12 protein-coding genes are annotated in these 14,134 nt (G+C 30.6%); 6 read left to right on the top strand and 6 right to left on the bottom strand.

Annotated elements, in window-relative coordinates; genetic code table 11:
- Nucleotides 1-27 precede the first annotated feature (27 nt).
- Nucleotides 28-750, bottom strand: a complete 723-nt coding sequence (locus tag C1642_RS13940) for a hypothetical protein (RefSeq protein WP_103236465.1) — start codon at nt 748-750, stop codon at nt 28-30.
- 131 nt (nt 751-881) lie between these two features.
- Between C1642_RS13940 and C1642_RS13935 the strand changes: the two genes are divergently transcribed.
- Nucleotides 882-1,199 (top strand): helix-turn-helix domain-containing protein, encoded by a 318-nt coding sequence (locus C1642_RS13935; RefSeq protein ID WP_103236464.1) that lies wholly within the window; start codon nt 882-884, stop codon nt 1,197-1,199.
- Here C1642_RS13935 and C1642_RS13930 read toward each other — a convergent pair.
- Nucleotides 1,180-2,199 carry a hypothetical protein gene (locus C1642_RS13930; protein WP_103236463.1) on the bottom strand — a complete coding sequence of 340 codons (1,020 nt, stop codon included), beginning with the start codon at nt 2,197-2,199 and terminating at the stop codon, nt 1,180-1,182. The genes C1642_RS13935 and C1642_RS13930 overlap by 20 nt on opposite strands.
- A gap of 1,702 nt (nt 2,200-3,901) precedes the next feature.
- Between C1642_RS13930 and C1642_RS13925 the strand changes: the two genes are divergently transcribed.
- On the top strand, nt 3,902-4,915 hold the full coding sequence (locus tag C1642_RS13925; protein ID WP_038349738.1) for a hypothetical protein: 1,014 nt from the start codon (nt 3,902-3,904) through the stop codon (nt 4,913-4,915).
- Between the two features lie 44 nt (nt 4,916-4,959).
- Here the strand turns inward: C1642_RS13925 and C1642_RS13920 are convergent, their stop codons facing one another.
- The 3 genes from C1642_RS13920 to C1642_RS13905 form a co-directional block, all read right to left on the bottom strand.
- Nucleotides 4,960-7,719 (bottom strand): SIR2 family protein, encoded by a 2,760-nt coding sequence (locus C1642_RS13920; protein WP_103236462.1) that lies wholly within the window; start codon nt 7,717-7,719, stop codon nt 4,960-4,962.
- 103 nt (nt 7,720-7,822) lie between these two features.
- Complete coding sequence (locus C1642_RS13915; RefSeq protein WP_103236461.1) at nt 7,823-9,067, bottom strand: tyrosine-type recombinase/integrase; 1,245 nt, start codon at nt 9,065-9,067, stop codon at nt 7,823-7,825.
- Nucleotides 9,068-9,458: 391 nt separating this feature from the next.
- Nucleotides 9,459-10,340, bottom strand: coding sequence for a hypothetical protein (locus C1642_RS13905; RefSeq protein ID WP_103236460.1), 882 nt, complete (start codon nt 10,338-10,340; stop codon nt 9,459-9,461).
- A 275-nt stretch (nt 10,341-10,615) separates the two neighbouring features.
- Between C1642_RS13905 and C1642_RS13900 the strand changes: the two genes are divergently transcribed.
- The 3 genes from C1642_RS13900 to C1642_RS13890 all read left to right on the top strand — a co-directional run bounded on the left by C1642_RS13900 (nt 10,616) and on the right by C1642_RS13890 (nt 12,819).
- Entirely contained in the window at nt 10,616-11,176 is a 561-nt protein-coding gene (locus C1642_RS13900; protein ID WP_000037170.1) for a TetR/AcrR family transcriptional regulator, read from the top strand.
- Between the two features lie 185 nt (nt 11,177-11,361).
- Nucleotides 11,362-11,907, top strand: coding sequence for a 1-acyl-sn-glycerol-3-phosphate acyltransferase (locus C1642_RS13895; RefSeq protein ID WP_000713973.1), 546 nt, complete (start codon nt 11,362-11,364; stop codon nt 11,905-11,907).
- A gap of 162 nt (nt 11,908-12,069) precedes the next feature.
- A complete protein-coding gene (locus C1642_RS13890) occupies nt 12,070-12,819 on the top strand; it encodes a YebC/PmpR family DNA-binding transcriptional regulator (RefSeq protein ID WP_000907230.1) in 750 nt (249 codons plus the stop codon).
- Between the two features lie 31 nt (nt 12,820-12,850).
- Here C1642_RS13890 and C1642_RS13885 read toward each other — a convergent pair whose 3' ends face one another.
- Nucleotides 12,851-13,321 (bottom strand): Lrp/AsnC family transcriptional regulator, encoded by a 471-nt coding sequence (locus C1642_RS13885; protein WP_000418050.1) that lies wholly within the window; start codon nt 13,319-13,321, stop codon nt 12,851-12,853.
- 345 nt (nt 13,322-13,666) lie between these two features.
- Here C1642_RS13885 and C1642_RS13880 point away from each other — a divergent pair.
- Nucleotides 13,667-14,134: DcaP family trimeric outer membrane transporter (locus tag C1642_RS13880; RefSeq protein ID WP_265734997.1), on the top strand; the 468-nt coding region annotated here is incomplete at its 3' end.

Raw genomic sequence — 14,134 nt, 5'->3', positions numbered from 1 at the left:
TAAATATTCTCTAATCGGAGGTTAAATTTATTTATAAACCCTGATTAATGAGTTCTCCAAAAGATGATTTGAAAAATTATTCTCGAACCAACGCATACTCTCTGCTCCAAAGTAAATATTAGTATAAATGCGGCTATCTACACCGATTGCCGAAATTGTTTGCCATGAACGTGTCATAATTGCAATAGGATTACCTGATTTATCAAATTCTATGAATGCTGGATCAGCATTGTATCGATTCGATGCACCATTAAACTCAGTAATTGATTGTTTGTAAATTTTGTTAATTAACCCATTAATATTAGATTTATATTGTCGTACTTCATTGCCTTTTGATTTAGCTTGCTCAATAAATAGCTGTGCTGCAAGATCTTTTTCTGAAATATAAGTACCATTGCTTATTTTTCGATTTGCTTCATTAAAATTAGCTTCATGGCTAATATATTTTTCAAGATAAATTGCATCAAAAGTACGTTTTTCTAATCTATATTTATCATTTAATAAAGTCTGATTTAATTTAATAACATTATTATTTCTATCTTGTGAAAGCACTAAGAATTTATCTCGAATACTTTTATCTTTCATTGTTTCCCAAACACGGATGGTTCCTTTACTAACCCAGCCGTCATAGGCTTGGACACCTTTTGAAAGTGTATTTACAGTACTATTCGTCATTGTTTGCATTTGCTGACAGCCAATTAAATTACTGCTTAATAAACTTATAAAAATTAAAATATTCAACTTATTCATATATCTTCCACATTAGGTCCAAGTTAAAAAAACTAAGGATTACTTAGTATTTAAAATACTAAGTAATCCTTAGTAATAAATCAACTTCAAAGCTAAGAAAATCTTAGTTTTTAGTATTTGTTGATCTTAAAATGCAACCACATTTATCTAATGTTTTTGCGATGCGTTTACGCCTCGCTCGTAAAGCAAAAGGACTATCACAAGAAAGACTTGGAATTTTGGCAGGTATTGATGAATCATCTGCTAGCGCAAGAATGAATCAATATGAACGTGGAAAACATGTACCTGATTTTTTAGTTGCTTCCAAAATTGCTGAAGTTTTAGAATTACCAACTGCTTACTTTTATATTGAAGATGATTTACTTGCTGAAATTATTCAAAAGAGCTATGAGTTAAGCACTGAACAAAAAAATAAAGTCTTAGTCTTTATTAAATCACTTCATCAATAGTAATCTCATTGTCATATATAAATTTTTCGATGAAATTCCCTGCTTCTTCTTCATCAAGTGTTTTAGAAATTTCCCGTGGTAATTCTTCTCCACACATTGAATAAACATAACGTCTTAAATCATATTCCTCAAAACTTCCTGCATAAGTCTGATATCTAGGAATGATCTTAAGATCAAGTTTAGGAAGTTGAGAATCATCCCAAGTTTTCCTTGATCGACTGAAATAAAATTTCTTACCAAAGGTATATAAGCGACCAGCTTGTTGACGTGTACCACGGAACACTGCGTAAACATTCATATAATGCTGCCATAGCTTTAAATCATGTAATGCAGCGCTATTTGGCTGTGAAACCATTCGGCTGATAATCTGTGTCAATTCTTTACGTTTCTGTTCAGTACATACATGTGTAAATCGCCAAGTCCATGAAAAACTTTTACTCGGCTGGCGATAGAATTTATCTTGTTGAGACGCATATTTTTTATGTGTTAAACGAACTAATTCCGCCTGACCTTTACCAAAAGATAAATCCAGATATGGCTTATTCAGCACACATCGGAAATTTTCTACATCATCGAAGTACTTTTTGAGAAAAAATAAATCTTGATGTTCTTGGTCTTTATTCCATGTTGTATTTTCAAGTTCACTAATTTTGTCCTTTACAACTTGTTGTTTGTTGTTTTCCTTAACTCGATCATGAGCATTTTTTGCATGATCATGACTATAGGGAGTAGTTATCAATAGAACAAATAACCAACTATTCTTATTCAAACTTTTTTGAATAATAAGATCGGCAATTGGAATAATTTGACTCATACGATAACTACGTTGTCGGCTAGTTAATTTAAGCTCATAGCGTTGATCTAGCTTTTTGATCAATCTAGGAATGTGATTAGAGTCTTTCGCTTCAACGGTAAACATTGAATAGTAATACGCTCCACGAGCGACTTTATCCTGAATTTTTTGAGCGGTGTATTTAGTGTGGGGAGAATAATCAATCATTTTTTATCACTCAACTATACAGTTTATATGTCAATCAACAATGCACTTTTCTTCCATTGTTCTCATCAATAACTCATTGTGTAAATCAACTAAAGTAAAAGCTCTTTTTTAGCTCTTATTTGGTGTTAAGCGAAGCTCAAACATAAACATGGCGTAGCCATTTCTAAGATCAATTCACCGTATTTTGTAAGGTGGCAATAAAGTAGTTCCTAACACGACGAGTCACTTAATCAGTTCATCTTATATACTTTTATTTATTATATCAATATTATTGATATAATAAATAATCCTTGCTAATATGAATGCATATCAATCGAATTGTGGATTTACCATCCATCCTGCCTTTTCTTTATAGAAGTTGTTTTGGATGGCTGACCACCATTCAAAAACTTTGATGCATATTGCCCTGAATATTTAGACTAATCATCTCTATATTCGCTGATGTAGCGGACTGCTGGAGAAATCTCGCTCGGTACGCTGCAACGGGGGCTAGAGGATTGCAATATCCTCTTTCTATCCGATCACTTCTAAAAGTTCCGAAGACTCCGAAGTGGTTGGGCGACAAGAACACGGGAGCCTATAAGCGATTTTTATCGTGAAATGGTCATTTGGTTAGGAATTACCAAATTAGATTGATGAAATGATTTATTGATTGAAACCCTGTTCAAGATGAGACAGTCAGGAGCAGTACAGGATGTACGATAATCTCCGTTAAGAGCTGAGTGTGTATGCTTGATCGAGCAAGTTTTTAGACTTGGAAAAGTATGCTCATTTCCAATCACGATGGCTGCTGAGAGTACCGTGAGGTATTAGGACTTTGAGGCTAACGCTGGATAAGTCGGCACCATTTAGCTCACGCTAAATGGGTCGCTGGATAGCTTAAACGTGTAACGGCATTAATCGATAGATGCCGATTGGAGTGTAAGAGTTTTACCCTTGTGGAAGTTATATATACATCATATCCCGATATTTTTAAGGAACTACGGTTGGGGGAAACAGGAAGTATGTATGTAAGCGAGAGGATAAACGGTCTGCACGATAAGACATTTTGGACTAACTTGGGAAGCACTGTTATTCAAGACTTAAATTGATTAAAAGTCAGCAGTATGAATACAGTGTGGGAGCGATAGTGAGTAGCGCATATAACACAAGCTTACTTCTATGAAATTGAATTGGAGTAAGGATGGGGAAAATGTAACTCCCGACTAAAAAATCTTTGAACTGTAATAATCTATTAAAAGATGATTATAACTAATCAGTATTTTAGTCGGTGGGATGAAATGAGAGAGCTAACTTAAAGTGAATCCTCAAACAGCCTGATTTTAAATCAGATTGGTCATTGCGAAAGCTGGAGTCGGCACATACGTAAGTATGTTCGGCAATATGCAAAGAAAAAGGTTAATTGGATACTGGTCGTATTTGTGTGTTGGGGACTGGTCTCCCCGACTAAACCAAGATTGATAAAGTATAAGTATTCTGAGGTTTGGTCACTAAAGATATTTACTTATATGAGTTTGTTCAGTACTTAACTTGAGCTAATGTTACAATGACATGAAAGTTATGAATTGTCATTTTCTATGTTAGAAAATTCACTTTTTTAACAATAGAAATATAAAATCAAATGGGCCTTATTCTTTAAGAATAGGCCTTACTCTATACAATTTAACTGTTTATTTAAATTAAGATATTAAAAGAGAAATTAATGAACAAAAGTTATATGTCAAACTTTGGACTTGAGTTTCTTACAGATAAATTCTTCTTCGCTTCAGCCCACTCTTTAGATCAAGAATTAACAGAAGAGATGAAGGAAATAATTAGAAATAGTCATATATATTGCATTGTTGACTCACCTAGAGTCATGATTGACCCACAGTCATTTAAATATAGAATTATTGAAAATTTTTTATTTTTCACTTTAAAAATAAAATATAGAATCAATGAAAAAATAATAGAAAAAACGCTAATAACTGATATACCCTATCAGCTTCCTGAGGGAGTTGTCAAAGTAGAAATTTCAGATTATCCACACATCGGAATCAATTTATTAGATAGTAAAAATAATATAACTTATAATACTACTGTTTATGATTTAGCTTACAAGTTTCAAATTGAAGATCTAATATCAATGAAAGTTTTGTATATTGGAAAAGCTATTGGCAACAACTCAAATAGAAATGCATTAGATCGACTAAGAAATCATAGTACTTTTCAGAAAATTTTAGCAGATCGAAATGCCTATTACCCGGACAGAGCTGTCTTTATCGGAATGTTTAAGTTTCATCAAGTTAAACAATATACAATTGTAGATGGATGGGATATTTCGAAAATAGGTGGTGATGAGGACTTTGATAGACTTTTAAAAGCAAATAAAGCAGAAATTCCATTAGAACAGCAAATTTCAATTATTGAGATGGCTCTAATTAGATATTTTGAACCAGAATATAATAAAAAACTTAAAAAAGATTTGCCTACAAAAAAATCAAAAATTTTAGAGATCTGTAATAAATATGACTTTAGTGCTATAGCCGTAAATTTCTGTATTGACAATATAAAGTATCCCAATTTAAATTTGTATTTTTATACAGATAAAATAAAAATAGATTATGAACATTCAATTAGAATAGAATTAATAGATCCAGAAATGAGAAGTGGTTTTTTCTCATTAGGAGGTGAAAGTTGGGCACCTAAAGAAGTCATTAGGCATAATAAAAAATAGCTCCCGCAGGAGCTATTTTTTCAAATTAATTTAATTAGTATTTATTAGTTTAGATTAAATTCATCTTTTATTTTTTTGAAAAAATCATATTGATGCTCTGTTTTTCTTGCAAGTTCTAATACTATTTTATCAAGCATATATTGTTTAAACATAAAAGAACTGGAACAACATTTCTCAAAATAAGATAAATATTCTTCAGATAAATTTGTTTTAATTTCTATTAAAAAATCATCACTATAAATCAAGCATAATAAAAATAATTCAAATTTAGTCTCACTGATATCACCATCTAGGAAATTAAATATATAATCATAGATACATTCTTTTACCTCTTTATTTGAAATATAGAGGAGGTAGGGTAAAATACGTAGAGTATATATTTCTCTGTTTGGATTTTCTGGTGAGTTTAAGAAATATAAAAAAGCTTTAATTAAATTAAGATTACTATAGTCTTTTCGCCAAGACATATAGTTAAAAATATTAGATAAGATTCCATTTCCAATTGCTCTGTAACTAAAACCATTGATTTTATTATCTAATATTAGGTTAATAATAAAATCAATATACGGACTGAAATCTATATTCTTACTTTTAAAGAAACTGGAATTAAATGCAACAAAACTATTAATCGATTCAATGGTTTGGTAGACATGATACTTAGTGACAATTTCTTTAAAAATATCTATTAGTTTTTCACCAGAATCCCAGTCTGATAAGGATGCTAATAATATTAAATTTGAAAATACTTTTTCAAATTTATTGGAGTGCTTTTTAGATAGAAGATTATTAAAACAGTCTCTAATATATTCATGTAAATTCAAGTCTTTTTCAAAAAAAACCTCCATTTTTTTTGAATCATCTTCTTCCAAAATTTCTACTAGTGATCTTAATAATCTTTTTAATGTTTTATCATTAGAGAAATTTAATAAAATATATAGATCAACCTTACTTAGCTTTATATCAATATTTGAAAAATTACTAAAATTAAATAGTTGTTTACTTTTATTAGGGCATGGTTTATTTAATTCAGAAATAGATGTAATCTTAAAATCAACATAGTTGACAAAAAGAGATATAACATTTTTATAATTATCCATTGCAATATTATTTTTATACATAAAATCTAAATATGATTTTATTAACAAATCCGCTTCAGTTCTGTTAGAATCGAAAGAAAGCCCACCATTCTTAATATTTTCTAGGGCTTCTAAATTTTTTTTAATTCTTTCAGAAATAGAATAATACATATTATCCAATATATTAAAGTTCAAAAAGCTATTTATAAAATTATATTCTTTTTTATCTGTTAAACTGTAAAAATCAAAGTAATCTTTAAAGCTTTTTATTTCATCTTCATCATTTGTTTTTTCACTATTGAAATTTTCTAAGTTATCAAAACTAAATTTAGAGCCAAATTGAGCAACTTCATTATTAAATGAGTTTATAGCTAAAGAAATATAAGATTTTTCTTTTATATTTGATAAAATCTTTCTTTTTGACACATTTGATAATTCCTTATAATCTTCCAAAAAAACTAAATCATTTGCTTCGCCTTTAGTAAAGAAATCTAAATAAGAATTTATTTCCTCCCCCTCCCCCTCATCTAAATATGAGTTAATATCAATATACTCATTTTCTTTAATTTCAGATCGGAATTTTATATAAATAATGTTAGCTTTTTTAAAAATATTAAATATCTTTTTTATAATATTTTGTGTTTCATTTCTTACATCTTTATTTTTTATAAAAATAATTTCCAATACTTTATAGTAACTTCTAACCAGATTATCTAGATCAGTGGTTAAAATACTATCTGATATAAAATAGAAACCATAACAGTTAATATGATAGTTTATACTAACATTGGAAAGTAACTCTTTTATTTGAATAGGAAAAATTGATTTAAGTTCATCTAATATTTTTATCTTTTGATATAAAAAATTTACTAATAAAAATTCCTCACTAGATGTTAAATTTCCTTTTTCTATGATATTTTTATATCTATATAGTTCATTTTTCTGACTAATCATATCAAAAAAATCAATTAAAATTTTATTTACACTATAATTATCAGGGTAAGTTGGTTTCAAAAAACTGATACCATGATTTTTTAAGTAGCTAGCCTCAGCATCATTATATCTTGTGCTGAATAAAAACTTTGGAGGGGTAACTTGAGATTTTGTTTCAATCCATTTCGTGATTAATTTTAAATCAATATCACTATAAGAATACCCTATAAAAACTACAACATAAGTTGATAGTATACTTTTTAGATAATTCTCAATTAATGGAAAGGTGTCTGAATATTTTAAATAGTCATCTTCTTTAAAAACAATATTATGGTGTTGAAAATCACCATGCATTTTTATAATTTTATGAAAATATGAGGATTTTACTAAATCAATATCATTAGTAACGATATCATAAGTAAGTCCTTCTTCAATTGCTGTTTGTTCTAAAAGACAATCCCAGTTTGTCGTAACAATTAAATTAGGTAATAAACTAAAAAGTTTTTTATGTACTTTACTCGGCTCTAAATTAATTTCAAAGTATTTTTTTAATTTATTAAAATATTGATATTCCCCATATTTTAAATAATAAAGTTGAGCTATTTTAAGGAAGTCTGTTTCATATTTAACATCGAGACTAGCTTTTAAATCATTAATTAAATCAACCCACAAGGGGATTTTATTTAATTCTGTTTCCGAATTTTTTGAGAAGCCTGCCCCAATAAAAAAAGCTAGTTTATTGTTTTTTTTAGCCTCTATGATTGTATCAAGTATAGAGTTATCAATTTCTATCATTATTTACTTCTCACACTAGTAAAAATCTCTTTAAAGGATTTTAAAGAAAATGAAATAATCTTAATTTTTCTTAAGACTACTTTTAATTATATCAATTTAAAATTTATAACTCTATTTCAGCACTATCTAAAAGCCAATCTTCGTAGCCTTGCATATGCATTCGCAACATATCTATTGGCCTAACTGTATAATGCTTCTCAGTAATACTATCAGCTTTATGACCTGTAATTTGATGAGTCACGCCCTTAGGCAGTTGTATCCACCCTGACAGTGTTTCAAATGATCTTCTTAACCCATGCATTGTAATTTGAATACGTAAATTTTTACGGATTTTCTCAAGTTCTTTATACGGGTTAACAATATGTCCAGTTTCCGACTTAGAACTTGAAAAGACATAAATCGAGTCTTGATTACGTCGCAATTTTAGTAGATTCGCTTCTATATAACGTGTTAATGGAATAACACGACCTTCATCCATTACCTTATCTTTAAGTTTTATTGTTTTCCATTTAAAGTCAATATCTTTCCACTCTAAAGTTAGTATTTCATTTTTACGAGCTCCCGTTAGTAATGCAAATACCAGAATAACAGCAATCTTTTTATTTTCTATATTTAGAACTTCATCAAACCATGGTTTCAATTGCTCTTTTAGTAAACAATCATTTTTAGCTTTTGTTTTTTGAACAACTCTTTTAACTTTTTTCGAGCCATAAGAATCTGTAGGAATTATATTTGAATAAAGCTTTTCTTGTTCGCACCAATTTAAAAAAGCTCTAACTAAACGATAAGATTTACTGGTGGATGTTTTTCTGAATTCATTATTTCTTTCCAGCCATTCAATAAAAACGTCTTTTGTTAATTCTGATAGCTTTATATCGAGTAGCTCATAAATAGGTTGTGGTTTGTAAATCTTATTAGTGGATAAATCAATGCCTCCTCGAGACATTTCAACATGATCCTGATATGAACGTTCTCTCCACTTTGATTTATTTTCAGACAAATAAACATTCCATGCTTCCTTAAATTTTATATTTTGCTTCTTTATGGAAAGATCATGTTCTTCAGCCTCAATGATTTTTTTTGCCTTTTCTTGTAAAGGGTTTATTCCTTCATTACAAAGTACAGTAAATTTTTTAGCTTGGTCTTTTGCATCTTTTAGTTTCCAGTTTTTAACGTCTCCAATTTTGACACGGATAGTTTTCCTTCCAACTCTGCCTTGGAAAATATAAGACTTACTTTTAGAGCTAACTTTTACACCAAAGCCTGACACCTCCCTATCCCAATAAAACTCTGGTTTACTAGGATCTGTAAATTCTAATGAATCGATAAAAGGTTTTGTTAATTTCATAAAATTATTCTAGTAAGCGAATAGTAAGCAAATAAATGATACTACAATCAACCAAAAAGTATAATGACACTAAATTTAAATTATATAACTAACTGAATTTAAAATTTATTTAGTATAAGTCATTGTTTTAACCTTTTAGACAAAACGGACTCATAATCCGTTGGTCCACAGTTCGAGTCTGTGTGGGCCCACCAAATACAAACCCCAAAAACTTTAAGTTTTTGGGGTTTTTTAACTTTAGATATTTTTAAAATATAGCCAAATATCACTTCATTATTCAAAAATTGTTCAATTAAACATTAAAAGCCTTTTCCAATTTCCGTATTATTGAACATTCCTTTTCAACCTTTAGGACTGTTATAAATGTTTGAGTTGATTATTTGACCTGTTCTTAAGCTAAATTTTGTTTCAGGATTGATTTTGAGCTTTCTATTTGAATATCCCAAAACTTTTCCCATAAATCACAGTATTCGAGGCATAGGTTTTCTAAATAAGTGTAGTCTTCTTCTGTACAAGCTTGCATTAAAATAAACCATAGATCTTCTTCATGATCGTCATCTGCTGCCTCAGCAGTTTCATCTTCAGATACTCCATGCACATGGTAATAGCCACCACCCTCCACCGCTATACCTACAGTACTGGTTGCTTTTCGTAAAGGTGGACTGTACAAAATAACTTCTTCTTCAGCTACAGCTAATAAAGCAGAAACGGCTTTATAGTCTTTATAGTCTTTATAGTCTTTATAGGAATTTTCTAGAAACTCTCTCACCTGATGTGCAATTTCTGTTGGTTGATAACTCAGGCGCTCGTTCTCCGTTACTCCAAAATCATCAAGCACATCTTCAAATAAAGGATAATGTGCATATTCTGGGTTACCTTGATAATAACCGTCTTTGTCGGTCCCAGGCCGAAACCCAAACTCATCAAATATGTTAAGACTCAAAAGACAGCGCGGAAACATCTTTGCACCTGCATGCAACCTAGGTTCTAACTGCTTTGTCTGGTATTGAGCCATTAATAAAGCATCTGTAAAAGTTTGTACGATTGCATGGCGATACTCTAAATGAATACGCTTTAAGTTTTCTTTATTAATTTCACCGTTATTTAAAGTTTCTATTGCAGGATGATGAGATACTGGATGTTTCGCGATCTTGGCTCTTAATTGATTTAAAAAATTAAGATTTTTGTCCCAAAGTTCAGCTGAAATGCTTTGTTTCATTCCTGCAAGTGCTTTTTTCCTAGGATTATTAAAGTCCTCAAATTTTTTAGGCATAATCCACTCTCATTAAACTTATTAATTTTTTAAATTTCCATATTCTATTTTAAAAACAAATAGTTAAGATGAAAATAAGACTCCTTTTGTCGAAAATTCATATTAGAATTAAAATTCTACTAAATCAAATAGAATATTTAAAAAATTTAAAAATAATCTTGAGTAGCTTTTATAATATTCGCTTGAATAAAATTATGTTTTTGATTATGATTAATTTGATTAAAATTTTAAAATCTATATCAAGTAATAATTAGTTTCAATTATATGGAAATGTAATGTCAAAAAAAGAAGATATTATAAATACTGCTTTAGAACTTTTTAACCAAATTGGTTACAATGCTACAGGGGTAGACAAAATTATTGCTGAATCAAATGTAGCCAAGATGACTTTCTACAAATATTTTCCATCGAAAGAAAGTTTAATCATGGAGTGCCTACATCATCGAAATATTAATATACAAAATTCAATTTATGAAAAATTAAGCTTACATCCAGATGTGAGTCCAATTGAGAAAATACATCTAATTTTTAATTGGTATATTGACTGGGTTAATAGTGAGAATTTTAATGGTTGCCTATTCAAAAAGGCTTTTATTGAAGTGTCTAAACAATACACCTCAATTCGTGAACCATTTCAAGAATATACAAACTGGCTTATAAATTTATTAAATAGTTTATTAGTAGAGCTAGATATTAAAGACCCTACTCCACTTACTCATATCATCATTTCAATTATTGATGGTATTATTATTGATGGGACAATTGATAAAGATCTGATTGATCCTTCTAAGAAATGGCAATATATTGAGTATTTAATTAAAACTGAAAATCCTTAATATTTTTTATGTATAAAATAATACTTTAAAAATTCAATTATATATTTTTCTATTATTAAATTAGAATATAATATTTAAAAATATTTTTAAATTAAAATAAATAAAATTTGTTTGGAAGATAATTTTCTACCTTTTTAGACAAACTCATATTAGAATTCTGCAACCTTATTGTCTCCCACATCTCTATGAAAAAGTTTTTAGGCAATTCTATCTTCAAAGCAGTTGGTTGGACCTATGATGCAGATCCTACAATTCTTGAGAAAAAACAAGTTATTATCGGTTTTGAACATACTTCTAACCTTGATGCGATCTTATCGATTGCTTTGTTTCAAATATTAGATTTAAAAATTCATACACTAATAAAAAAAGAACTTTTCAAAGGTCCAATGAAGCCTATCCTTGAAAAGCTAGGTGGCATTCCCGTTGACCGAAAAGCAAGCAAAGATATCGTCTCTCAAATGGTCGAAAAATTCCAAAGTAGTGATACATTTAACCTAGTGATTGCACCTGAAGCAACGCGTGCCAAAGATGGATCGGAACGCAAACCTATTCGAACCGGTTTTTGGCATATTGCTAAGGCAGCAAATGTTCCAATTGTACTGATGTATGCAAATGCAAGAACCAAAAAAGGCGGTATTTTAGGTAAGATTTATCCTACGGATTTACAGAAAGATCTTGAAACGATTAAAGAACTTTATGCGCAATATGATATTGATGTGAAAATTAACTAGCTAACTCTCTCATGAAGTTTGAGCCTATATTTTTATGTAAATTTAGGCTCTCTGAGCTTATTTAATTGGCTAACAAAACGTAAGGCAACAGTTTTCAAGAAAACCATGCCTATGCTAATATTCTGTCACTTTTGCATTTTTTAATTTTTGGAGTTCACTTCCATGGCGGGTCATTCTAAATGGGCCAATATTAAGCATCGTAAAGCGAAACAAGATGCCAGTCGCGGTAAAGTTTTTACTAAATATATTCGTGAAATTGTCACTGCTGCAAAACTTGGTGGTGCAGATCCTGCCAGTAACCCTCGCCTTCGTGCCGTTGTCGAAAAAGCGCTTTCTGTCAACATGACACGAGATACCATTAACCGTGCAATTCAACGCGGTGTGGGTGGTGAAGATAATGATGATTTAAAAGAAGTAACCTACGAAGGTTATGGTGTAGGTGGTGTTGCTGTTCTTGTTGAAACAATGACAGACAACCTGAACCGTACAGTTCCAGATGTTCGCCATTGTTTCAGCAAAACTAATGGTAACTTAGGTACCGCAGGTTCTGTTGCTTACCTATTTACCAAACGTGGTGAGATTACTTTTGACGATGTTTCTTTAGAAGATAAGATCATGGACGTTGCTTTAGAAGCTGGTGCAGAAGATATTGAAGTTTCAGAAGATGAAATTTTAGTAATCACTTCTCCAGAGACTTTTGGTGAGGTTCAAGATGCTCTTGCAGCTGCTGGTTTAAAATCAGACAATGCTGAAGTAGTGATGAGCCCTTCTACTAAAGCAGAAATCACTGATATTGATCAAGCTAAACAAGTGATGAAACTCATTGATATGCTTGAAGATTTAGACGATGTACAAAACGTTTATACAAACGTTGAGTTTAGTGATGAAGTTTTAGCGCAACTTGATGCCTAAGACGAGAAAACGCACCAACTGGTGCGTTTTTTTATACTTTATTTAATAAGTTATAGCAGTTAAATACATTGTATTCTTTAATGACAAAGCTCGAATGCAGAGCAACGACATTATCAATTTTACCAATCCGTCTTAATAAAATTTCGCTGTAGTCGTCCATATTACGTGCAACTAATTCAAGAATAAAATCGGCGCTTTGACCAGTCACCAAAAAAGCATTTGTTACTTCAGGAATGGCTTCAATTTCAGAAAGAAATTTATCAAATGTCTCACTATCATGCTTGCTTAAAGAGACTTGTAGCAAAATATGCAAAGTAAAACCCAATTTGCTAAAGTTAATTTCTCTTTTGAGTTGCCCCATGATATTAGCTTCAATCAAGTGTTTAATTCGGCGATGAACAGAACTAACTGAAAGATTAATCCGTTCTGAAAGCTCATTCAAATTCAGGTCTTCATGAGACAAAATTTCCAGAATTTGTTTATCAAAACGGTCTAACTCCATTCTTTGCTCCAATTAACACGCTTTATAAATTACAGTATATCCTAAAGCTAAGCCTACTTTGGAAATCAAATATCATTAAAAGAGAGAATTAAGCTTTACCACCCTCTTAACTTAACTTTTGCTTGTTAACTGTGCAGTAGTATAACGTTCATAGCGCATTTTCAATTACTTATAGCCTATAACTCTTCAATGATTTAATTAGTATATGAATAAAAGCATATTTAATTTTTAAAAATTTTATAATTTCTTAATTAAAATCAATGAGTTTAAACAATTTTAAAAAGTTGGCACTCTTTTTGTTATGCACATATTGGAAATCTTTTATATCCAATGTGGGGAATGCCTGTGAAAAATATCAAAACATTAATTCTTGCAATGAGCACTATCAGCTTAACTGGTGTAGTTATGCCAGCTCATGCTGCTACTGATGCGGAAGTAGATGCTTTACGCAAAGAAGTTAGTGAGTTAAAGCAACTGGTCCAGCAATTATCAAATCAGCAAAAAGCGGTAACTGTAGTAAATACTCCAACAATGCCGCCAACTACAATTGCAGCAAGCTCACCCGTTCCTCAGAGCAAACCGGGTTGGATGCAAATGCCTGATGGCCAAACGCAAGTCAAGCTTTATGGGAATGTCCGTGTAGATGCAACCTATGACTTTAAGGGGTCAAATGGCAGCATTTCAAATGGTGCTAACTATCCTTTGAATAAAGATGACCCAAGACAGGACTCCTTAAATGTATCTGCAGCGACTACACGCATTGGGTTAGATCTTACTCGACCTACACAATATGGCGATTTAACAGGCAAAAGT

The organism is Acinetobacter sp. AKBS16 (assembly GCF_002899995.1).
GTDB lineage: Bacteria > Pseudomonadota > Gammaproteobacteria > Pseudomonadales > Moraxellaceae > Acinetobacter > Acinetobacter baumannii.
This window is presented reverse-complemented; position numbering and strand designations above follow the sequence as displayed.

Coding starts and splice junctions, on each gene's coding strand:
- C1642_RS13885 (WP_000418050.1), bottom strand. CDS start 13,321: ATGGAGTTAGACCGTTTTGATAAACAAATTCTGGAAATTTTGTCTCAT.
- C1642_RS13930 (WP_103236463.1), bottom strand. CDS start 2,199: ATGATTGATTATTCTCCCCACACTAAATACACCGCTCAAAAAATTCAG.
- C1642_RS13900 (WP_000037170.1), top strand. CDS start 10,616: ATGTCAAAAAAAGAAGATATTATAAATACTGCTTTAGAACTTTTTAAC.
- C1642_RS13935 (WP_103236464.1), top strand. CDS start 882: ATGCAACCACATTTATCTAATGTTTTTGCGATGCGTTTACGCCTCGCT.
- C1642_RS13925 (WP_038349738.1), top strand. CDS start 3,902: ATGAACAAAAGTTATATGTCAAACTTTGGACTTGAGTTTCTTACAGAT.
- C1642_RS13940 (WP_103236465.1), bottom strand. CDS start 750: ATGAATAAGTTGAATATTTTAATTTTTATAAGTTTATTAAGCAGTAAT.
- C1642_RS13915 (WP_103236461.1), bottom strand. CDS start 9,067: ATGAAATTAACAAAACCTTTTATCGATTCATTAGAATTTACAGATCCT.
- C1642_RS13895 (WP_000713973.1), top strand. CDS start 11,362: ATGAAAAAGTTTTTAGGCAATTCTATCTTCAAAGCAGTTGGTTGGACC.
- C1642_RS13905 (WP_103236460.1), bottom strand. CDS start 10,340: ATGCCTAAAAAATTTGAGGACTTTAATAATCCTAGGAAAAAAGCACTT.
- C1642_RS13920 (WP_103236462.1), bottom strand. CDS start 7,719: ATGATAGAAATTGATAACTCTATACTTGATACAATCATAGAGGCTAAA.
- C1642_RS13890 (WP_000907230.1), top strand. CDS start 12,070: ATGGCGGGTCATTCTAAATGGGCCAATATTAAGCATCGTAAAGCGAAA.